The sequence below is a fragment of the Pseudomonas sp. B10(2017) genome (genome assembly GCF_002113295.1).
GTDB lineage: Bacteria > Pseudomonadota > Gammaproteobacteria > Pseudomonadales > Pseudomonadaceae > Aquipseudomonas > Aquipseudomonas pudica.
On the sequence record NZ_NEJU01000008.1, the window covers coordinates 58,326 to 78,992 of the forward strand.

Genomic DNA, 20,667 nt, shown 5'->3' on the forward strand with positions numbered 1-20,667 from the left:
ATTGTTGTGCGTTCAGGCCCGGCGATAGCGCCGGGCCTGTGATCCTCAATCATTCACCACCTCCAGCACCCGGATAACCTCCGGTTGCGGGTAGTGCCAGCGCACCTGTACATCCCAGAACTTCACCCCATACACCCGCTCGGCCGGTGGCACCTGGTAGGCAGGCCGTGGGTCCTGCGCCAGGCATTGCTCGATCAGTTCGACCAGCGGTTCACCCAGGCGCAGTGCATGTTCGCGGGCCTGGGGCAGGGCGTTGTCGCCCCACTGCACGGCGATCGCGGCGGGTGCTTGGTTGGCCATCTGGTTGCTGGCGCCAGCGATGCTGTCGGCGTACGGCACATACGGCTTGATGTCCAGCACCGGCGTACCGTCGAGCAGGTCGATGCCAGACAACAGCAGGCGCCCTGGCTCGACGCCTTCCAGGCGTACCACCGACTGGCCGATGCCATTGGGCCGGTGAGTGGCGCGGGTGGCGAACACCCCCATGCTCTTGTTGCCCCCCAGGCGTGGTGGCCGCACCTTCAGGCGGGGTTTGTCTTCCAGTGCCTGGTGGAACAGGAACAGCAGCCAGACATGGCTGACCTGCTCCAGCCCCTCGACCGCATCGCCCTGGTCGAACGGCGGCAGCAGCTCGAGCACGCCGCGTGCAGCGGGCGCCAGTTGCGGCTGGCGCGGGATGGCGAACTTCTCCTTGAAACAGGAGCGGATGATGCCGACCGGGGTAACCGTATGCTGCATGGCCAATCAGCCGCGCACGCGCAGGGTCAGGCCCTTGAGGAAGTTGCGCAGCAGCTGGTCGCCGCACGGGCGGTAGTTGTCATGGCCGGCCTTGCGGAACAGCGCGCTGAGCTCGGGCTTGCTGACCGGGAAGTTGACCGACTTGAGGATCGCATGCAGGTCGTCTTCCTTGAGCTCGAAGGCTACCCGCAGCTTCTTGAGGATGAGGTTGTTGGTCACCGGCAGCTCGATCGGCTGCGGCGGGCGGCTGTCATCCTTGCCGCGACGGTGGATCACCAGGCCGTCGAGAAAGTGCGCCATGACCCGTTCAGGGCAACGCACGAAGCCTTCCTCGTCTTCCTTCTTCAGGTAGGTGGCCAGCACCAGGGGATGCACGTCGAGGCCGGATAGCCCGATGATTTCGGCCATCTTGGCGTCATTCACCTTGAGCATGTAGCGCAGGCTGCGCAGGACGTCGTTGTGGTTCATTGTTGCAGAATCCTGTTCAGGTGCCGCACCTGCGGCGCGGCGTATTGCTTAGAAACGTTCGGTAGCGGCCAGGTAGCGCCACTGGCCCAGGGGCAACTTGCCCATCGACACGCCACCCAGGCGAATGCGGCGCATGCCCACCAGCTCCAGGCGCAGATAGGCGCACAGCTCGGCGATCTGCCCTGGCTGCGGATTTTTCAGGGCCATGCGCAGGTGGGTCTCGTTCTGCCAGCTGGCCTTGGCTTTGGGCAGCTCGCGGTCATTGCGGGTGGCACCGCGCGCCAGGCGTTCCAGCGCCTGGGGCGTGGTCTCGCCGCGTACTTCAACGATGAATTCCTGTTCCAGGCGGCGCAGGTCGGCGTCGATCTTGCGGGTTACCCGCCAGTCCTGGGTGAATACCTGCAGGCCGCTGGCACCGCGCTCCAGCGGCGCCACGCAAGCCTGCCGGGCAAAATGCCCGTGCAGTGCGCGAACACCTTCGCGGTGGGCTTCGCTGAGGCTGCCCATGTTCATGCTTGCGCGGGCGGTTTCGCTGTCCAGGCTGGCCGGCTGGTTCAGCAGCAGGGTTACCGGTTCCAGCGTTTCGGCACGGGCACCAGGTAGCAGTTCGACGCGCTGCTGCTCGACCTTGAACTGCGGTTGCTCGACCACCACGCCATCGACCGTGACCCAGCCGCCTTCAATGTACAACTCGGCCTCGCGGCGGGAGCAGCCAAGCTGCTCGATAAGGCGTTTGGACAGGCGGACGGGTTCGGACATGACGGCGATTCGCAAAGGCAGGGAAAGACCTGCATTGTACCTGCCCGCGCGGCAGAGGGGCTGGGAATCTGTTCCATTTACGCCGTTTTGCGCAGGCGCAGGTGCAGCAGCGGGTAGGGTTGCCCCAGGCCGTCGGTTTCCGAACGGCCGATCACCTCGAAGCCCTCATGCAGATAGAAGCCCAAGGCTTGTTGGTTCTGTTCATTGACGTCCAGGCGCTCGGCATTGAGTTCGTCGATCGCATAGTGCAGCAGGCGCTTGCCGACCCCTTTGCCACGGTAATCCGGTGCGACGAACAGCATGTCCACGCGCCCGTTGGCGACCCCGGCGAAGCCGCAGATGCGCTGGCGGTCCTTGCAGCAGATCAACATCACTGCATCAAGGTAGCGACGCAGCACCTGGTCGCGCAGCAAGACGATGTAGCAATCCGGCAGGAAGTCGTGGGTGGCGCGTACCGAGTCCTCCCACACCTGTACCAGTTCGCCGTAATCACTAAAGCGCGGGGTTTGCAGCGTCAGTACCGAAGGCATGCCGGTGTTCCTCCATGACGGTAAGGCAAACATAGCAGGGCAACCGCCGGTCGGCTTCTCCGGGCGCTGCTTGAACGTCGGGGGGCCGCAGTCTATTACTTTGTCGTGGGAAAAATTCCCACAGAGGAAAAAGCAGGAACCGAACACAAGATTCCGGTTCGATCTGGCGTTTCTCATGGCGACGACCTGGAGACGAAATATGCAAATCCTTGTGCTGTTCAAAAAGGCGCTATTGGCGGTTGCCGTTGCTGGCGTGCTATCGACTTCCATTGTTCTGATCCCAGACTCGATATCCAGTGGTTCCAGCGCCTATGCCAAGGATGGTGGCGGCGGAGGTGGTCACGGAGGCGGTGGCGGAGGCCATGGTGGCGGTGGTGGTCACGGTGGCGGCGGCGGTGGTCATGGCGGTGGCGGTGGTCACGGTGGCGGCGGTGGTGGCCATGGCGGTGGCGGCGGTGGTCACGGTGGTAGCGGTGGTGGCCATGGCGGTGAAGGCGGTGGCCACGGCGCTGGCGGAGATGGAGATGGCCATGCCGGCAACAGTGGGCGCGGCCATGACGGCTCCTCGAACTCTGGGCGCAGCGGCAACCACGCTGAGGCGGGTGATGATCATGGCAATCACGTTGGCGGTGAGCCTGGGGACGATCACGGCAATCACGTTGGCGGCGAGCCCGGTGACGATCATGGCAATCACGTTGGCGGTGAGGCCGGGGACGATCATGGCAATCATGTTGGCGGTGAGACTGGCGATGACCACGGCAATCACGTTGGTGGTGAATCTGGTGATGATCGTGGCGATCATCTGGGTGGCGAACCGGGTGATGACCGCGGTGAGCATGCCGCAGGCGAACCGGGTGATGACAACAGCAGGAGCTGACTGGCGCTGAACGGCAGCCCCACTCAACGCGAATGCAATGAGCGCCGACGACTATCCCTCATCTCGTCCGGGATATGGTCACAGTTGGTGTGGGATCTTTTCCCGCGTCGTATACTGGGTTCATCTGTCAAGGAATGCGCTCAATGCAATCGCCTACCATCCCCCCTTCGATGTTAAGCGCACTGCGGCGTGTCATGCGTCCTCTGGTGCGCCTGATGCTGCGCAAAGGGGTCACCTACACGATGTTCGCCGACCTGCTCAAGGAAGTGTTCGTCGATGTGGCCCACCGCGAGTTTCGCCTGGACGGTACGGTACCGACCGACAGCCGCATCAGCCTGCTCACAGGCGTGCATCGCAAGGATGTCCGGCGTTTGCGCAGCGAAGGGGGCACATCGCTCGCAGCGCTGCCGGAAAACATCACGTTAGGTGCACAGTTGGTCAATATGTGGACCACCGGCAAGCCGTTCTGCTCGGCGCCTGGTCAGGCGCTGCCGCTGCCGCGCCTGGCGAGCGTTGGCGGCGATTGTTCCTTCGATGCTCTGGTGGCGAAGATCAGCACCGACATCCGCGGGCGGGTTGTGCTGGATGAGTGGTTGCGCCTGGGTATCGTCCGGCTCGACGACCAGGACTGTGTTCACCTGCAGGCCCAGGCATTCGTGCCGCAGAAAGGCTTCGACGAAAAGGCCGCGTACTTTGGCCACAACCTGCATGATCATGCCTGCGCAGCAGTGCACAACCTGAGTGGGGACGGCCAGCCGTTCTTTGAGCGCAGTGTGCACTATGACGCCTTGAGCCCGGCCAGCGTCGACCATTTGCGTGCAACGGTGGACAAGGACGGCATGCAGATGCTGCTTGCCTTCAGCCGGCTCGCAGCAGAGCTGGAAGATGCCGATGTGCCCAGCGCCGAGGAACGTCAGCGCATCACGGTCGGGCTTTATTTCTACACTGAAACTACCGACCCCGATTTGTCGAAGACTCCAGACCCATGACTTCCCTCGCGCGCTGCCTCAGTGTCGTCACACTGGTCCTGGGTTTCGGGTTGAACCTGGTGGCGCCTGCTGAAGTGGCCGCAGCACCGGTATGTGTCAGCCGTGACGAAGTGGGTATGGCGGGGGCGGCGGGCTTGCAGTTCCCAGGCGGTATTGGTGGTACCGGGGCCAGGACGGGCGGTGTCGGTGGTACCGGCGTACGCAGCGAAAACGGCGGAGTGGGTGGCACCGGTGCGCCGCTGCCGCAGCGTCCCGGCGGCACGGGCGGGACCGGCGCGGTCGCCGACGGTGTCGACGGCACCTTCATCGATCACGGCGGGGCAGGCGGTACCGGTGCACCGATCCTGCGCCCGGGCGGTACCGGTGGCACCGGCATTGTCGGCACCATCACCGGGTTCGCCTCGATCTGCGTCAATGGCCTGGAAGTGCACTTTGGCAAGGACGTGCCGGTGAGTGAAAACGGTGCGCCTGCCAGTAGCGCTCACCTGGCAATCGGCCAGGTTGTCGCGGTGGAGGCATTTGCCGGCAAACGCGGCCTGCAAGCAGGGCGCATCTCGATCCTCAACGTTTACGAAGGGCCGCTGACGGCACTGCCCAATGCTTCGGCCCCTCTGCGGGTCATGGGCCAACCTGTGCGGCTTGCTGCCGGGGCGCGGGTGGCTGAAGGGTTGCGCCCGGGCGAGCCGGTCAGGGTCAGTGGCCTGCGCGATGCCAGGGGCGAAGTGGTAGCCAGCCGTATCGAACGGGCGCCGGGGCTCAGGGAAGCCAGTGCCATCGGTGCGGTTGACCGTGCCGGCAGCCTACAGGGGCTGAAGCTGGGGACCCGTGTGGCACCCGCACGGGAAGTGCTGGTACGTGGGCAGTGGACCGGACGCCAGCTGGAAGTGGCGCAAACCCGCCCAGACCCGAGCCTGCCTTTTGCTGGCCGTGTGCAGACGGCGGTGATCGAGGGGCTGGTGCAGCGCAGCCACGCTCAGCAACTGGTGGTGGCAGGTATCAAGGTGACGCTGGGGCAGGGCACCGTGATCGTCGGCAAGCAGCCCGCGGCATTGGCGCTCGATCAACGTGTGCGGGTGAGCGGGGTGTTCAGTGGCAAGCACGAGCTGCGGGCAACCCGCGTGGAGTTCCACGACGACCGTGCCGACAACCCGGACAGAGGGCGTTCGGGGCGTGGCAGCGAACACGGTACCCGTGACGCTGAGGGTTCCGGCGATAGCGGGCATGGCGGCCGCGATGCGACCAGTGATCGCATCGAAAGCAGCGATGATCACAGCGGACACGGCGGTGTTGACGATTCCAGTGGTCGGGACAGTGCTGAAAGCGTGGACAAGTCCGGAAAGTCGGAGCATGTCGACACCGTGGAGCAACCCGAGAGCAGCAATAGTGGAAGCTCTGACCGGGTAGAGAAGGTCGAGCTTGAAAAGGTGGAAAAGATTGAAAAAGCAGAGAAGCTTGAAAAGGTAGAGAAAGTAGACAAAGTCGAGAAGATCGAGAAAGCCGAGAAGCCCGAAAAGGTCGAAAAGGTCGAGAAGGTCGAGAAGGTCGAGAAGGTCGAGAAGATCGAGAAAACCGAGAGGCCCGAAAAGGTTGAGAAGATCGAAAAGCCTGAGAAAATCGAAAAAGTAGAAAAAGTCGAGAAGGTCGAAAGGCCTGAGACAGTAGAGAAAGTCGAAAAAGTGGAGCATCCAGAGCGATCCGGGCATTAGGCAACTAGGCTGGGTAGGTGCCATCACCTTTCCCGTCCGGGGATATCGAGGTGCAGATGAAACCCACGCTCCCTCTTTTTGCCTGTTTGCTGTGTTGCGCCAGCGCGTCGGTGCTGGGCGATACCTTCAGCGCCGCAATAGGCATGGACTATTCAAGTGGCGACTATGGCACGGGTACAACCTCGGAAATCTGGTACATCCCCGTGGTCGGCAAGTATGAAACCGGCCCAATGACCTACAAGGTCACAGTGCCCTGGCTGCGCATCACCAACCCTGAAGTGGGCCCGAATGGTGACCCCTTGCCCGGTGGCTGCCGGGATGTGGAAAGCGGGCTGGGGGACACGGTTGCCAGCGCCGGTTATGCCCTGCTCGATGGCAGTGACGGCGGCCTGATGCTGGACCTGATCGGCAAGGTCAAATTCCCCACTGCCGATGAAGACCAGTGCCTGGGCACCGGTGAATACGACTACACCGGCCAGGTAGACATCGCCAAGGCCCTTGGCCCGGTGACCGGCTTCGCGACCCTGGGCTGGAAGAAGTTCGGCGATCCGCCCGACAGCGATTTCGACGACCCGATATTTGCCAGTCTCGGCTTCGCCATGCCCGTGGCTGCAGGCACTTCCGCGGGTGCCTCCTATGACTGGCGGCAGAAGGTCGTCTCGACGGGCGCGCAGATCAAGGAACTTACCCTGTTCCTGACACACAAGCTCAACCAGCAGTGGAAAGTGCAACTCTATGCAGTCAAAGGCTTCTCGGATGCCAGCCCGGATGCAGAAGGCGGCCTGATGCTTTTTCACGCGTTCTGACGAAAAAGCCCCTGGCCCGGCAGTTCCTTGTGGGGAGTGGCGGGGCAGGGGCTTTTCAGTATGCAGCTGCCTTAGATGGGTTCAGCCCACATGTCGTATTCGTCGGCATCCACCACGCGGCAACGCACCTTGTCACCCGGCTTGAAGCCTTGGTCGCCATCGATGAACACGCTGCCGTCGATTTCCGGGGCATCGAAGAAGCTGCGGCCAACCGAACCTTGCTCTTCCACTTCATCGATCAGCACGTCGATTTCCTTGCCGATGCGCAGCTGCAGGCGGGCGGCGCTTATGGCCTGCTGGTGGGCCATGAAGCGGTCCCAGCGATCCTGCTTGACGTCGTCCGGCACTTCTTCCAGGCCCAGGTCGTTGGCTGGGGCGCCTTCCACCGGCGAGTACTGGAAGCAGCCCACGCGGTCCAGCTGGGCTTCGGTCAGCCAGTCCAGCAGGTACTGGAAGTCTTCTTCGGTCTCGCCCGGGAAGCCGACGATGAAGGTGGAGCGAATCACCAGCTCCGGGCACTGCTCGCGCCAGTTCTTGATACGTGCCAGGGTGCGGTCTTCGAAGGCCGGGCGCTTCATGGCCTTGAGCACTTTCGGGCTGGCGTGCTGGAACGGGATGTCCAGGTACGGCAGGATCTTGCCGGCGGCCATCAGCGGGATCACGTCGTCGACGTTCGGGTACGGGTACACGTAGTGCAGGCGTACCCAGGCACCCAGGCTGCTCAGGGCTTCGCACAGCTCGAGCATGCGGGTCTTGACCGGGCGGCCGTTCCAGAAGTCGGTCTTGTACTTGACGTCGACGCCGTAGGCGCTGGTGTCCTGGGAAATCACCAGGATTTCCTTGACCCCGGCCTTGACCAGGCGCTCGGCCTCGCTCAGCACTTCGCCGACCGGGCGGCTGACCAGCTTGCCGCGCATCGACGGGATGATGCAGAAGCTGCAGCTGTGGTTGCAGCCTTCGGAAATCTTCAGGTACGCATAGTGGCGCGGGGTCAGCTTGACGCCTTGCGGCGGCACCAGGTCGATCAGCGGGTTGTGGTCCTGGCGTGGCGGCACTACTTCGTGCACGGCATTGACCACCTGCTCGTACTGCTGCGGGCCGGTCACCGACAGCACGCTCGGGTGCACGTCACGAATGCTGCCTTCCTCGACACCCATGCAGCCGGTGACGATGACCTTGCCGTTTTCCTTGATCGCTTCGCCGATCACTTCCAGCGACTCGGCCTTGGCGCTGTCGATGAAGCCGCAGGTGTTGACCACCACCACGTCGGCGTCCTCGTAGGTGGGCACGACTTCATAGCCTTCCATGCGCAGCTGGGTCAGGATGCGCTCGGAATCGACCAGGGCTTTTGGGCAACCCAGGCTTACGAAACCTACCTTGGGGGTGGCGGGCGTGGTGGACATGACTAACCTCGGTATTGAATGCAGGTCGCCCGACCGGAATCGGGGGCGATCTTGACGGGCGCTTTTGGCGCCTCTGATCAAAAAGTGCGCAATTCTAGCGAGCGCAGGGTCGCTTGACCAGCAGAAATGCGACGAACGCTGCGCTATGCTTCGCGCCATTGCGTCGGGGGTATCAGTATCATCCGGCGCATGGGGAATTCTACTGGCCGTGCAAGGCCGTCTGCGGGAGTGGTTGATGGTTCAGGCAAGCAGTCACGCCGAGGGCGGGCACGAGGGGAAGCAGGGCGCGACGCGGTCGGTGAGCCTGCTCGTGGCGGCGGTCGGGGTGGTTTATGGCGATATCGGCACCAGCCCGTTGTATACCCTCAAGGAGGTCTTCAGCGGCGGGTACGGAGTACCGGTCAACCATGACGGCGTGCTGGGGATCCTGTCGCTGATCCTGTGGTCGTTGTTGTGGGTGGTGTCGTTCAAGTACGTGATGTTCATCCTGCGCGCCGACAACCAGGGCGAGGGCGGCACCATGGCACTGACTGCACTGGCGCGGCGGGCGACGGCGGCCTATCCGAGGTTGCGTACGCTGATGGTGGTGTGCGGGTTGATCGGCGCTTCGCTGTTCTATGGCGACAGCATGATCACCCCGGCGGTGTCGGTGCTGTCGGCGGTTGAGGGCATGGGGCTGGCCTTCGAAGGTATCGACCACTGGGTGGTGCCGATTTCGCTGGTGGTGCTGGTGGCGCTGTTCCTGGTGCAGAAGCACGGCACCGAGAAGATCGGCAAGCTGTTCGGCCCGATCATGGTCACCTGGTTCGTGGCGCTGGGCGTGCTGGGTGTGCATGGCATCTCGCAGAGCCCGGAGGTACTCAAGGCATTCAACCCGATCTGGGCGGTGAACTTCTTCGTGGTTCACCCCGGCATGGGTGTGGCCATCCTCGGCGCGGTGGTGCTGGCGCTGACCGGTGCCGAGGCGCTTTACGCCGACATGGGCCACTTTGGCCGCAAGCCGATCGCCCGCGCCTGGTTCCTTCTGGTGCTGCCGGCGCTGGTGCTCAACTACTTTGGCCAGGGCGCGATACTGCTGCAGAACCCGGAGGCGGCACGTAACCCCTTCTACCTGCTGGCGCCGGGCTGGGCACTGCTGCCGTTGGTCGCGTTGGCCACCATGGCCACAGTGATCGCCTCGCAGGCGGTGATCTCGGGGGCCTTCTCCCTGACCCGCCAGGCCATCCAGCTGGGCTACATACCACGCATGCAGATCCAGCACACCTCAAGCGACGAGCAGGGGCAGATCTACATCGGTGCGGTGAACTGGGCGCTGATGGTTGGCGTGGTGCTGCTGGTGATCGGCTTCGGGTCGTCCGGCGCCCTGGCGGCAGCCTACGGCGTGGCGGTGACCGGTACCATGCTGATGACCACCCTCCTGGTCTCTGCGGTGATGTTGCTGCTGTGGAAGTGGCCACCGGTGCTGGCGGTGCCGATCCTGCTGGGTTTCCTGTTTGTGGATGGGCTGTTCTTTGCCGCCAACGTGCCGAAGATCATCCAGGGCGGGGCCTTCCCGGTCTTGGCCGGCGCTGTGCTGTTCCTGTTGATGAGCACCTGGAAGCGCGGCAAGCAGATCCTGATGGAGCGCATCGACGAAGGCGCGCTGCCGCTGCAGCTGTTCATCAGCAGTATCCGCATTCAGCCGCCGCACCGGGTCGAAGGCACTGCGGTGTTTCTGACGGCGCGCTCCGATGCGGTGCCCCATGCGCTGTTGCACAACATGCTGCATAACCAGGTGCTGCACAGCCAGGTGGTGCTGTTGACGGTGGTCAGCGAGGACCGGCCACGGGTACCGGAGCAGGAACGCTTTGAAGTGGAGGCCTATGGCGACGGGTTCTTCCGCGTGTTGCTGCACTTCGGCTTCATGGACGAACCGGACGTGCCGGCGGCGTTGAAGCTGTGCCACCTGGAAGACCTGGACTTCAGCCCGATGCGCACCACCTTCTTCCTCAGCCGCGAGACCGTGATCGCCTCACGGCTGGAGGGCATGTCGCGCTGGCGGGGCAACCTGTTCGCGTTTCTGCTGAAGAATGCCAACGGCAATTTGCGCTTCTTCAACCTGCCGCTGAACCGGGTAATCGAGCTGGGGACCCAGGTCGAGATTTGAACCTGCGCCAAGGCCGCTCCTACATCGATCGCGTAGCCTGTAGGAGCGGGTTTACCCAAGGCTATCAGTTCTGTGCCGCCACACTCGACTTGCCCTGGCGCGTCTCGATCTCGCCAATCAAGCGCTTGGCCAGTGCCGGGTAGTTTTCGTCGAAGTGGTGCCCCCCCGGCAGCTTCAGGCGTTCACCCACCGCAGTCTTGTCGGTGCAACCGCTCTCGTCGGTTTCTTCCACACCATACACGCACACCACCTTGGAAGCAGGCAGCCTGGCCATTTCCGGCCCGGTTGGCGCTTCCTGGCCTTCCTTGCCCAGCCAGCCTTCGACTTCGATCTCGAAGCTGCCGCTGCGGGCAAAGGCCAGCAGCATCACCGCGTCGATACGTTGCTGGTCCTCGGCCGGCAGGCGGTTGTAGATCGCCGGCAGCACGTCGGCACCGAATGAATAGCCGGTCAGCACGAAGCGCTTGGTGCCCCACTTCTGCCGGTAGTGCTGCATCAGCTCGGACAGGTCGGCGGCGCTTTGTTCCGGGGTCTTGTGCTGCCAGTAGTAGCGCAGCGTATCAATGCCGACCACCGGGTAGCCAAGCTTGGCCATTTCGCCGGCCACGTCACGGTCCAGGTCCCGCCAGCCGCCGTCACCGGAAAGGAACAGGGTGACCGTGTCGGTGGTCTGCCCGGCTGGTACCTCGACCACCGGGATGGCGAGGGCGTTGCCGTCGTGGCCGACCAGGGCCTGGGTCAGCTGGGCCTTGAGCACTTGTGGCAGGTGGATGTCATAGTCGCTGATACTGGTTTCGGCATTGGCCTGGTCGCGTACGAAGGCGGCGCTGGCGTCATCCGGGTTGTCGTTCCAGGCGACGTTCCAGTGGCCGTGGGCGGCCGACTTCGGCAGCGCTGCCTGGCAGCCGGGTTGTTCCAGGCTGAAGTCCACGGAAATTGCCCGCGCCTTGTCGTTGTTCTGGCTGGCCAGCCAGCGCCAGGCCTGGGCGGCACCAGGGCCGATACCGGCGACCAGGGTCGGTTTCTCTGGCAACTGGCCCATGGCCTGGTCCATGGCCTGTTGTTGCTTGCTGCAGTCGTTGGGCGGCAGGATCACCTGCACCAGTTGCGCTTCGCCAGCCTGGGCCAGGTCCAGCAGTTGCCTGTCGGTCAGCGCCTGGTCCTGGGGTACACCGATGGCCACTCGAACCTTGGGGTGTACCCCAGGGGTCACACGGGTGATGTGGTTGTCATTGATGTTCAGTTGTTCCAGGTGCGCCTCGGGTGCCGGGCGCGTCCATAGCCAGAACGCCAGCGCGCCTCCCAGGGCGGATAAAAGCAGGGGCACCACCAGGTACAGCCAAAAGCGTCGGGTCATCAACGTTTCACCAATCCAGTCAGGCCGCCTGCGATCAGGGCGGCGGTGTCGGCCAGTGCCACCAGCGGGTCGAGCCCGGCCGGCACGGCCATGTAGCGGGGTTCCCAGTCCGGTTGGAACTTGTCCTTGAAGCGTCGAAGCCCCTGGAAGTTGTACAACTGCTCGCCACGGCGGAACACCATCGAGCCAAGGCGCTGAGTCAAGGGCGCGCCACGCCGCGGCTGCAGGCCGGAAAGCGGCACCATGCCCAGGCTGAAGCGGGCATAGTCATGGCTTTTGTAGTGCAGGATCAGGCCGATCATCATGAACTCCATGGTCAGCTTCGGCGCCTCGGGGTGTGCACGCATCAGGTCGAGGCTGGCCAGTTCGTTGCCATGGGTTTCCAGCAGGTTGGCGAAAGCCACCGGGCGGCCCTGGAAGCGGATCAGGGCAATGCGGAAGTGCTGCAGATATTCAGGGCTGAAGCGCCCCAGCGAGAAGCCTTTCTCGCGCACATTCTTGCCGCCAAGCCAGGCGTCGGAGATTTCCTTCAGCTCTGCCAGCGGGGCATGCCCGGGTTCGTGAATTTCCAGGCTCAGGCCGTCACGGCCGCCGCGGTTCCAGGTGTAGCGCAGGTCCTTCATTTCCTTGCCCTTGGCTTCGAGGTCGAAGCGGCGCAAGTCGACCCGGGCTTCTTCGCCCAGCTTCAGTGCGGTCAGGCCGATGTCCATGTAGAACGGCAGGTTCTCGGCCCGCACCTGATAGAACACCGGGCGGGCATGGTGCAGGTCGCACAGGTCGCGGAACTGCCAGATCATCTCGGCACGCTCCTGGGCCGGGCCGATCGGGTCGTACAGGGCTACCAGGCTGCGACCGCGACGGGCGTACATCAGGAATGCGTTGTCGCGAGGGTGGAACAGCAGCGCCTTGTCGCCGGTCAGGGCCAGGCCGCCATCGGGCTGGTCGGAGGCCAGCAGAATACGGTTGGCACGCAGCAACTCTTCTTCGTCTGGCAGGTGGATCACCGGTGGTGCGGTGCGCAGCAGCCAAGTCAGGGCCACAGCCGCCAGCAGCACTGCGCTGCCCATGGCGGCGCGCAGGCCGCGCGGGGCATCGGCGTCGAGGGTGAACTGCCACCACAGCTGATGGCTGTAGGGCACATCCTGGTAGGCGAACAGCAACAACCACACCGATGCGCCGACCACACAGGCGCTGGCCACCAGAAACACCGGCGAGAACGGCAACTCGAGCAAACGGCTGGGGCGGTAGAAGGAACGGCGGAACAGAGCGAGCAGGGCGGCAGTGAAAGTCAGCAGGCAGGCCTCTTCCCAATCGAAGCCCTTGAGCAGCGACAGCAGGGCGCCGACCAGCAACAGCACGGTGGTCAGCAGCCAGGCGGCGGACAGGCGCCGGCGCAGGCCCTGGGCCAGCAGCAGGCAAAGCACGCCGATCAGGCTGGCGCCGAAATGCGAGGCATCGATAAGGCGGTGCGGCACCAGGAAACCCATGTGCTCCAGGCGGGTGTCGATCTCGGGCGTGGCCCCGGAGAACAGCAGCACCACCCCGGACAGGAACACCAGGATAGACAGGATCGGCGCGGCCAGCCCGGAAGCGGCCTTGATTGCCTGTTGCGCGAACAGCAGCCGTCGGGCCTCGTTGGCCAGCAGCAGCACGCAGGCCAGCAGCAGCGGCAGCACCACGTAGATCAGCCGATACAGCAGCAGGGCCGCTGCCAGTGGTGCCGCGCCGAGTTGGTCGGCAAAAGCCGCCAGCAGGATCGCTTCGAATACCCCGACGCCGCCCGGTACGTGGCTGAGCACACCTGCAGCCAAGGCCAGCAGGTACACCAGGACAAAGGCACCGAACGGTGGTGCTTCGGGCAGCAGCAGATACAGCACGGTGGCGGCAGCGGCGACATCCAGTGCGGTGATCAGCAATTGCAGGGCGGCCAGGCGTGCGCCCGGCAGGCGAAGCGTGCGGCGGCCCAGTTGTACCAGCAGGCTGTTGGCCAGTGGTTGCTCAGCCAAGCGCCGGCGGTACAACCCGAACACCAGCACGCTGCATGCCAGCAGCACGGCTATTGAGGCACCCGCCAGCAAGCCAGGCGCCAAACCCAGTGCGGCAGACGCCGCCGGCAGGTCGCTCAAGGTCGCCAAGGCGGCCAGGGGCGGCAGCGCGCAGCCCAGTGAAAGGCTGGCAAAAACGGTCATCCGTGCAACTTCACCTGCGCCAACCCCCTGGCGTGCATACAGGCGGTAGCGCACCGAACCGCCCGAAAGCATCGACAGGCCGATGGCGTTGCCGATGGCAAAGGCGCTGAAGCCGCCCAGCACCAGGCTGCTCACCGGCAGCTTCACGCCGGCATAGCGGCTGGCCGACCACTCGTAGCCCAGCAGGACAACGAAACCGAGCACGGTAGCCAGCAAGGCGCCAAGTAACGACTGGGTCGGTACGCTGAGCATGGCATCGTGCAAGGCATAGATGTCCAATTCACTCAACAGGTGGCGGCAGGCGATCAAGGCCATGGTGAACAACACCAGGGTCACTACCAGGCCGATCGGCTGGCGGTAGCGGCTCAAGCGTTCCAGCAAGGGCAGGCGTTGCACAGCACCGGGCAGCGCCGAGGCAAGCGGCACCGGTGGTTCGGGGTTGTGGGAAGTCATGGATTGCCCCGGCCTAGCAGCGCGAGGTGAGGGAAAAGTGTGGCCAAGTGAAAGTCCCTTAGGTGAACGTATCCAATGTTACTCCGGCCTCAAGCGTTTTCAGCCACTTGGCAGGGTTAAAGATAGTTCATCCTGGGAGCGACCTTTCAAGCCTGTAGGTTGGCTTGAAGGCGGAGAAATGGGGACGACGAAAGTCGGGAGGGGAAAAGCAACAAACCCCGCGCTGCTGTTACACAGGCGGGGTTCGTTCTGACGAATATGGTTGCGGGAGCCGGATTTGAACCGACGACCTTCGGGTTATGAGCCCGACGAGCTACCAGGCTGCTCCATCCCGCGTCAGTGGGGCGAATTCTACAGTTTCCAGAATGGATGTCAAGCGCTAGTCGTTGATTTTTTTGAAATTTCTTTCAGCGCATTATTTGATGCAAAAGAAAAAGGCCACTGTGTGAACAGTGGCCTTTTCTCGAATCTGGTTGCGGGAGCCGGATTTGAACCGACGACCTTCGGGTTATGAGCCCGACGAGCTACCAGGCTGCTCCATCCCGCGCCTGTGAGATCGAATTCTACGGATTTACCCGTGAGTGTCAAGCTTTTTTCTGAAAAAACCTTTCCTGTTCAAACTCTTAGCGTTTGAATATGGCGCGCAGCTCAGGCGCGACGGGGCTTTCAGGCCGATTATCGACCAGTGCCGCGCACAGGCTGCATACCCCGAAGGCGCATGCGATACTATCTGTATGAATTTACAGTGCTGACGGTCATTCATGTCCTTGCGCAAGATCATCCACGTCGACTGCGATTGCTTTTATGCCGCGATCGAGATGCGCGACGACCCGCGCCTGGCCGGGCGGCCCATGGCGGTGGGGGGCTCGGCCGACCACCGTGGGGTGATCGCCACCTGCAACTATGAAGCGCGTGCCTATGGCGTGCGTTCGGCCATGTCGTCGCGGCACGCGCTGAAGCTGTGCCCGGACCTGCTTATCGTCAAGCCGCGCTTCGAGGCCTACCGTGAGGCCTCGCGGGAAATCCACACGATCTTCCGCGACTACACCGAGCTGATCGAGCCACTGTCGCTGGACGAGGCCTACCTGGATGTGAGCGACAGCCAGTGGTACTCGGGCAGCGCCACGCGCATTGCCGAGGATATCCGTCGCCGGGTCGCACGCACCCTGCATATCACTGTCTCGGCCGGTGTGGCGCCGAACAAGTTCCTGGCCAAGATCGCCAGTGACTGGCGCAAGCCCAATGGCCTGTTCGTGATTACCCCGGGCGACGTGGAGGCATTCGTCGCCGCCCTTCCGGTAGCCAGGTTGCATGGGGTGGGCAAGGTAACGGCAGACAAGCTGGCGCGGTTGGGTATCGAGACCTGCCTGGACCTGCGCGAATGGTCGCGCCTGGCGCTGGTGCGCGAGTTCGGCAGCTTTGGCGAGCGTTTGTGGGGGCTGGCGCGGGGTATCGATGAGCGTGCTGTGCACAATGATAGCCGCCGGCAGTCGGTCAGCGTGGAAAACACCTACGACACCGACCTGCCGGACCTGGCCAGTTGCCTGGCACGGCTGCCCGAGCTGCTGGAAAGCCTCAACGAGCGTATCGCCCGCATGGACAGCAGTTACCGGCCGGAAAAACCCTTCGTCAAGGTCAAGTTCCATGACTTCAGCCAGACCACCATGGAGCAGGCGGGGGCGGGCAGGGACCTGGAGAGTTATCGACAATTGCTGGGGCAGGCGTTTGCCCGTGGTGGCAAGCCGGTGCGCTTGCTGGGTGTAGGCGTGAGGTTGCGCGACTTGCGCGGGGCGCATGAGCAGCTGGAGCTGTTCCCGCCTAAATGAAAGGGGCCGCAAAGCAGCCCCAACGTGTTACTGCGCGCCTGGGTCGGCCACCAGCCGGCCAGTGGCCTTGGTCAGCGACTGCAGAAACTCCTGCTGCAACTCCGGGTCGTTGCGCGTCAGTTCGATCAGGCTCTGTTCCATTTCACTGGCTTCCTCTTCCAGGCCCAGTTCGGACAAGCGCTTGACCCGGTGTACCCATTGGCCGACATCGTCATCTTCGAGGTCATCGAATATCAGTTCATGGGCTTCGAGCAGCTTGCTGCGCAGGGTGGCACTGACCAGCAGGCTGGCATTGCCACGTACCGCGTTGTCCTCGTCCAGCACCTGCAGATGCAGGGTACCGATGTGGTTGAGGTTCTGCTCGGAGAACGGGCTGTCGAGCAGGTTCAGGCGCAGCACGCCGTTCCTGTCGGTGGTCAGCTCGTGAGTCATCTTGCCGGCCTTGACCTCGACCAGGCGCTCGCTCCAGGGCACGCTGGTAGATTCCTCGCGCTTGCCTTTCTGCACTTCGCTGATCCCGGCCAGGTTCTGCTGGGCACGGCCGTTGGACGGCACGTTCATGAACGGGTTGAGCCCGTCCACGCCGTAGCTGAGCCAGTCGTGGGTGATGCTTTCCGGCAGGTTGCCCAGGGCGAAGACATTGACCACGTTGGCACCCACGCCCGCCACCACGGCCACCGCACCCAGCGGGATCTCGTAGATCTCCCGCCAGGGTTGGTAAGGCGTGTAGCGGTCATAGCTGCGGGTGACTTCGTACTCGGTGACTTCGAAGCGTTTCTGCTCATGCACGCGCACACGTCGTTGCGGAAGCTCCATCACCTTCGGCTCGCCGACATCGATCTGCAGGGTGTGCTCGAGCAGTTTGCGCTCGACGCGCTCCTCATGGTCGCTGCGCTGGGACATCTGGTTGGCGCAGCCGCTGACGAGCAGGGCGCCGCACAGTGCGGCGCCCCCCAGGGGAAAGGTACTTCGCTTGAACATGATCACTCGTGCATTGGTTATCAGCGGCGAACGCGGGCCTGCAGGAAGGTCAGCACTTCATTGAGCGGCAACGCCTGGGCATCCTGCTCGGTGCGGTGCTTGTACTCCAGGTTGCCTTCGGCCAGGCCGCGATCGCTGACAACGATGCGGTGCGGGATGCCGATCAGCTCCATGTCGGCAAACTTGATGCCTGGGCTGGTCTTCTTGTCACGGTCGTCCAGCAGCACTTCGTAACCGGCAGCAGTCAGTTCGGCGTACAGCTTGTCGGTCGCCTCGCGAACCACCTCGGTTTCGTAGCGCAGCGGTACCAGGGCGATCTGGAACGGGGCCAGGGCGTCGTTCCAGATGATGCCCTTGTCGTCATAGCTCTGCTCGATGGCAGCGGCGACCACGCGGGACACACCGATGCCGTAGCAGCCCATGGAAAGGGTTACCGGTTTGCCGTTCTCGCCCAGTACCTGGCACTTCAGTGCCTCGCTGTACTTGGTGCCGAGCTGGAAGATGTGGCCCACTTCGATACCGCGCTTGATCACCAGGGTGCCCTGGCCGTCCGGGCTCGGGTCGCCTTCGACCACGTTTCGCAGGTCGGCGACCTGTGGAACCGGCAGGTCGCGCTCCCAGTTCACGCCGAAGTAGTGCTTGTCGTCGATGTTGGCGCCAATGCCGAAGTCGCTCATCAGGGCAACCGAGCGGTCAATGACGATTTCCAGCGGCAGGTTCAGCGGGCCGAGCGAGCCGGCGCCGGCACCGATGGCCTCGCGCAGTTCGGCATCGGTAGCCATGACCAGCGGGTCGGCAACCTGTTCCAGCTTGGCCGCCTTGATTTCGTTCAGTTCGTGGTCGCCCCGTACGATCAGGGCGACCAGCTTGCCTTCCTCGGCACCGCGCACGATCAGGGTCTTGACGGTTTTCTCGATCGGCAGGCCGAAGTTTTCCACCAGTTGGGCGATGGTCTTGGCGTTCGGCGTGTCGACCAGGCGCAGCTCCTCGGTAGGAGCCGGGCGCACGGTTTCACGCGGGATGGCCTCGGCCTTCTCGATGTTGGCGGCGTAGTCGGAGCTGTCGCTGAAGATCACGTCGTCTTCGCCGGACTCGGCCAGTACGTGGAATTCGTGCGAATAGCTGCCACCGATGGAACCGGTGTCGGCTTGCACTGGGCGGAAGTCCAGGCCCAGGCGGGTGAACACGTTGCTGTACGCCTGGTGCATGCGGTCGTAGGTTTCCTGCAGGGAAGCCTGGTCGGCATGGAACGAGTAGGCGTCCTTCATGATGAACTCGCGGCCGCGCATCAGGCCGAAGCGCGGGCGGATCTCGTCACGGAACTTGGTCTGGATCTGGTACATGTTGAGCGGCAGCTGTTTATAGCTGGACAGCTCGTTGCGGGCCAGGTCGGTGATGACTTCTTCGTGGGTCGGGCCAACGCAGAAGTCGCGCTGGTGGCGGTCCTTCAGGCGCAGCAGCTCGGGGCCGTACTGTTCCCAGCGGCCGGATTCCTGCCACAGCTCGGCGGGCTGGATGCTGGGCATCAGCACTTCCAGGGCGCCGGCGGCGTTCATTTCCTCACGCACCACGGCCTCGACCTTGCGCATCACCCGCAAGCCCATCGGCAGCCAGGTGTACAGGCCGGAGGCCAGTTTGCGGATCATGCCGGCACGCAGCATGAGCTGATGGCTGATGACCACTGCGTCGGCAGGGGTTTCTTTCTGGGTGGCGAGCAAATATTGACTGGTGCGCATGGTGAGCCGTGTCGATTGCCTAAGACATTGAAATGACCCCGCATTGTACGGGGGCGAAACGAAGGCGTACAGGATGCCCCAGGGCGTGACACTTGTCAGCCAAGAAAAAGCCCGGCGTGATCGCCGGGCTTTCTCAGGTGCGGGGCACTGCAAGCCAGGCTTACAGGATGCTCAGCGGGTACTCCACGATCAGGCGCAGTTCGTCGATCGATGGGGAATCGTAGTAAACGCCATCGGAAGAGCGGTAGGTGGCCTGACGTACGCGGAAGCTCAGGTCTTTCGCCGGGCCGCTCTGCAGTACGTACTTGATATCGACGTCGCGTTCCCATTCCTTGCCGTTGCTGGTGCCGGCGACGTTGGCGTCGGTACCGCGTACATAACGGGTCATGAAGGTCAGGCCCGGGATGCCGTATTCGGCGAAGTTCAGGTCGTAGCGAGCCTGCCAGGATTTCTCGTCTTCGGCGTTGAAGTCGGAACGGGCCACGGAGTTGGCCAGGAAGATGGTGCCGCCACCGTCGATGCCATAGCCATAGTCGCCGTCGCCGGTGACTTTCTGGTAGGCCAGGGTGAAGGTGTGCGCGCCGATGTTGTAAGCGCCCGACAGGCTGAACGCGCGGTTGTCCAGCTTGTCGCCGTCGAACGCGCGGTACTCGGCCGAGCCTTCGCTCTTGGTGTCATAGATGTTGAAGTCGAACACCAGGCCTTGTTTGTCCGAGATCGGCAGAGCCCAGTTGACGTTGGCGTAGTACTTGCGCCAGTAGTCTTCGACCTTCGAGTAGTACAGGCTGGTGCTGAGGTTGTCGGTGAAGGCGTAGGTACCACCGACCACGTTGGCTTCCTTCAGGCCGAAGCTGTCGCGGTTGGTCTGCTCCTGGGCGGTCAGGCTGGTGAAGTGACCAGCATGCAGGGTCAGGCCCTCGATCTCGTTGCTGGTGATCAGGGTGCCCTGAGCGATTTCTGGCAGCAGGCGGCTGTCGTCGGTAGCGAAGACCGGCAGTGCGGTGAACTGGTCACCCACTTTCAGCACGGTGTCGGAGATACGGAACTTAACCGCACCACCGCCCTTGGAGTAGTCATCCTGCGAACGGCCGTCGGAGCCGGTCGGGAACAGGCCGGTACCGGCGCGGCCCTTGCCGCTGTCCAGTTTCAGGCCGAGCATGCCGATGGCATCGACACCCACACCCACGGTGCCCTGGGTGAAGCCGGACTCGAAGGTGCCGAGGAAGCCCAGGCCGGTTTCTTCGCGACGGCTCTGGCCGCCTTCGTTGTTACGGAAGTCACGGCTGAAGTACAGCATGCGGGTCTTGACGTTCAGCTTGCTGTCTTCGATGAAACCTTTGGACTCGTCCTGGGAAGAGGCCACTGCCAACTGCGAGGTCCCTGCCGCAACGGCCAGGGCGATCATGCTCCACTTCATCACGCGCATCGTGATTTGCTCCTTTGGTTTTTAGGAAGAGTACCGCTGCGTCCAAGTTTTCTAGTTATATGGGGCAGCTCTTTCTTGTTATGTCGGCGAAAATGTATAGCACGCAGACTGTTGTTGGCGATATGGGTATAAACATCCTTTTCGGAACTTTTTCACCATGTCGCTTTTAGGTATTTCCATGTCGCAAATCACGCCCCGGTTTAAGGGCCGTACAACTCCAGCGCTGTTTCTTTCACCGTAACGAAGCTGTAACTACCGATTCCGGTTGCGGAAACTC

General features: G+C 63.1%; 16 protein-coding genes and 2 tRNA genes. 6 read left to right on the forward strand and 12 right to left on the reverse strand.

What is annotated here, in order from left to right:
• Positions 1-45 precede the first annotated feature (45 nt).
• From tsaA to CAF92_RS12155, 4 genes are all read right to left on the reverse strand, one after another.
• Positions 46-738 (reverse strand): tRNA (N6-threonylcarbamoyladenosine(37)-N6)-methyltransferase TrmO, encoded by a 693-nt coding sequence (gene tsaA / locus CAF92_RS12140; protein WP_085600978.1) that lies wholly within the window; start codon positions 736-738, stop codon positions 46-48.
• Between the two features lie 6 nt (positions 739-744).
• A complete protein-coding gene (locus CAF92_RS12145) occupies positions 745-1,206 on the reverse strand; it encodes a DUF1456 family protein (protein ID WP_013973832.1) in 462 nt (153 codons plus the stop codon).
• Between the two features lie 48 nt (positions 1,207-1,254).
• Complete coding sequence (locus CAF92_RS12150; protein WP_046616220.1) at positions 1,255-1,965, reverse strand: rRNA pseudouridine synthase; 711 nt, start codon at positions 1,963-1,965, stop codon at positions 1,255-1,257.
• Between the two features lie 77 nt (positions 1,966-2,042).
• Positions 2,043-2,495: a GNAT family N-acetyltransferase gene (locus CAF92_RS12155; protein ID WP_085600979.1), complete on the reverse strand. Its 453-nt coding sequence runs from the start codon at positions 2,493-2,495 to the stop codon at positions 2,043-2,045.
• A gap of 199 nt (positions 2,496-2,694) precedes the next feature.
• Between CAF92_RS12155 and CAF92_RS27660 the strand changes: the two genes are divergently transcribed.
• From CAF92_RS27660 to CAF92_RS12180, 4 genes are all read left to right on the forward strand, one after another.
• Entirely contained in the window at positions 2,695-3,372 is a 678-nt protein-coding gene (locus CAF92_RS27660) for a hypothetical protein (protein ID WP_256573737.1), read from the forward strand.
• Between the two features lie 143 nt (positions 3,373-3,515).
• Entirely contained in the window at positions 3,516-4,361 is an 846-nt protein-coding gene (locus CAF92_RS12170) for a DUF6502 family protein (protein WP_085600982.1), read from the forward strand.
• Positions 4,358-6,067: a DUF5666 domain-containing protein gene (locus tag CAF92_RS12175; protein ID WP_085600983.1), complete on the forward strand. Its 1,710-nt coding sequence runs from the start codon at positions 4,358-4,360 to the stop codon at positions 6,065-6,067. Before CAF92_RS12170 ends, CAF92_RS12175 begins: the two co-directional genes overlap by 4 nt.
• Before the next feature lie 56 nt (positions 6,068-6,123).
• Positions 6,124-6,873: a hypothetical protein gene (locus CAF92_RS12180; RefSeq protein ID WP_085600984.1), complete on the forward strand. Its 750-nt coding sequence runs from the start codon at positions 6,124-6,126 to the stop codon at positions 6,871-6,873.
• A 71-nt stretch (positions 6,874-6,944) separates the two neighbouring features.
• On the opposite strand, the gene rimO is transcribed toward CAF92_RS12180, so the two are convergent.
• A complete protein-coding gene (gene rimO, locus CAF92_RS12185) occupies positions 6,945-8,276 on the reverse strand; it encodes a 30S ribosomal protein S12 methylthiotransferase RimO (RefSeq protein WP_085600985.1) in 1,332 nt (443 codons plus the stop codon).
• Between the two features lie 235 nt (positions 8,277-8,511).
• Here rimO and CAF92_RS12190 point away from each other — a divergent pair, with 235 nt between their 5' ends.
• On the forward strand, positions 8,512-10,422 hold the full coding sequence (locus CAF92_RS12190; protein WP_085600986.1) for a potassium transporter Kup: 1,911 nt from the start codon (positions 8,512-8,514) through the stop codon (positions 10,420-10,422).
• Between the two features lie 64 nt (positions 10,423-10,486).
• On the opposite strand, the gene CAF92_RS12195 is transcribed toward CAF92_RS12190, so the two are convergent.
• The 4 genes from CAF92_RS12195 to CAF92_RS12210 all read right to left on the reverse strand — a co-directional run bounded on the left by CAF92_RS12195 (position 10,487) and on the right by CAF92_RS12210 (position 14,968).
• Positions 10,487-11,779, reverse strand: coding sequence for a virulence factor family protein (locus CAF92_RS12195; protein ID WP_085600987.1), 1,293 nt, complete (start codon positions 11,777-11,779; stop codon positions 10,487-10,489).
• Positions 11,779-14,421 (reverse strand): bifunctional lysylphosphatidylglycerol flippase/synthetase MprF, encoded by a 2,643-nt coding sequence (mprF, locus tag CAF92_RS12200; RefSeq protein ID WP_085600988.1) that lies wholly within the window; start codon positions 14,419-14,421, stop codon positions 11,779-11,781. The genes CAF92_RS12195 and mprF overlap by 1 nt, the downstream gene beginning before the upstream one ends.
• A 259-nt stretch (positions 14,422-14,680) precedes the next feature.
• A tRNA-Met gene (locus CAF92_RS12205) sits at positions 14,681-14,757 on the reverse strand.
• Positions 14,758-14,891: 134 nt separating this feature from the next.
• Positions 14,892-14,968 (reverse strand) — tRNA-Met (locus tag CAF92_RS12210).
• Between the two features lie 220 nt (positions 14,969-15,188).
• Here CAF92_RS12210 and dinB point away from each other — a divergent pair.
• Entirely contained in the window at positions 15,189-16,247 is a 1,059-nt protein-coding gene (dinB, locus tag CAF92_RS12220) for a DNA polymerase IV (protein WP_178081787.1), read from the forward strand.
• 27 nt (positions 16,248-16,274) lie between these two features.
• On the opposite strand, the gene CAF92_RS12225 is transcribed toward dinB, so the two are convergent.
• The 3 genes from CAF92_RS12225 to CAF92_RS12235 form a co-directional block, all read right to left on the reverse strand.
• Positions 16,275-17,228 (reverse strand): lipoprotein, encoded by a 954-nt coding sequence (locus CAF92_RS12225; RefSeq protein ID WP_046616210.1) that lies wholly within the window; start codon positions 17,226-17,228, stop codon positions 16,275-16,277.
• Between the two features lie 20 nt (positions 17,229-17,248).
• Complete coding sequence (locus CAF92_RS12230) at positions 17,249-18,964, reverse strand: proline--tRNA ligase (RefSeq protein ID WP_046616209.1); 1,716 nt, start codon at positions 18,962-18,964, stop codon at positions 17,249-17,251.
• Between the two features lie 160 nt (positions 18,965-19,124).
• Complete coding sequence (locus tag CAF92_RS12235; protein ID WP_046616208.1) at positions 19,125-20,390, reverse strand: OprD family porin; 1,266 nt, start codon at positions 20,388-20,390, stop codon at positions 19,125-19,127.
• Positions 20,391-20,667 lie beyond the last annotated feature (277 nt).

Excerpts from the sequence above, each read along its gene's own strand:
- tsaA (WP_085600978.1), bottom strand. The coding sequence starts at position 738 with ATGCAGCATACGGTTACCCCGGTCGGCATCATCCGCTCCTGTTTCAAG.
- CAF92_RS12145 (WP_013973832.1), bottom strand. The coding sequence starts at position 1,206 with ATGAACCACAACGACGTCCTGCGCAGCCTGCGCTACATGCTCAAGGTG.
- CAF92_RS12150 (WP_046616220.1), bottom strand. The coding sequence starts at position 1,965 with ATGTCCGAACCCGTCCGCCTGTCCAAACGCCTTATCGAGCAGCTTGGC.
- CAF92_RS12155 (WP_085600979.1), bottom strand. The coding sequence starts at position 2,495 with ATGCCTTCGGTACTGACGCTGCAAACCCCGCGCTTTAGTGATTACGGC.
- CAF92_RS27660 (WP_256573737.1), top strand. The coding sequence starts at position 2,695 with ATGCAAATCCTTGTGCTGTTCAAAAAGGCGCTATTGGCGGTTGCCGTT.
- CAF92_RS12170 (WP_085600982.1), top strand. The coding sequence starts at position 3,516 with ATGCAATCGCCTACCATCCCCCCTTCGATGTTAAGCGCACTGCGGCGT.
- CAF92_RS12175 (WP_085600983.1), top strand. The coding sequence starts at position 4,358 with ATGACTTCCCTCGCGCGCTGCCTCAGTGTCGTCACACTGGTCCTGGGT.
- CAF92_RS12180 (WP_085600984.1), top strand. The coding sequence starts at position 6,124 with ATGAAACCCACGCTCCCTCTTTTTGCCTGTTTGCTGTGTTGCGCCAGC.
- rimO (WP_085600985.1), bottom strand. The coding sequence starts at position 8,276 with ATGTCCACCACGCCCGCCACCCCCAAGGTAGGTTTCGTAAGCCTGGGT.
- CAF92_RS12190 (WP_085600986.1), top strand. The coding sequence starts at position 8,512 with ATGGTTCAGGCAAGCAGTCACGCCGAGGGCGGGCACGAGGGGAAGCAG.
- CAF92_RS12195 (WP_085600987.1), bottom strand. The coding sequence starts at position 11,779 with ATGACCCGACGCTTTTGGCTGTACCTGGTGGTGCCCCTGCTTTTATCC.
- mprF (WP_085600988.1), bottom strand. The coding sequence starts at position 14,421 with ATGACTTCCCACAACCCCGAACCACCGGTGCCGCTTGCCTCGGCGCTG.
- CAF92_RS12225 (WP_046616210.1), bottom strand. The coding sequence starts at position 17,228 with ATGTTCAAGCGAAGTACCTTTCCCCTGGGGGGCGCCGCACTGTGCGGC.
- CAF92_RS12230 (WP_046616209.1), bottom strand. The coding sequence starts at position 18,964 with ATGCGCACCAGTCAATATTTGCTCGCCACCCAGAAAGAAACCCCTGCC.
- CAF92_RS12235 (WP_046616208.1), bottom strand. The coding sequence starts at position 20,390 with ATGCGCGTGATGAAGTGGAGCATGATCGCCCTGGCCGTTGCGGCAGGG.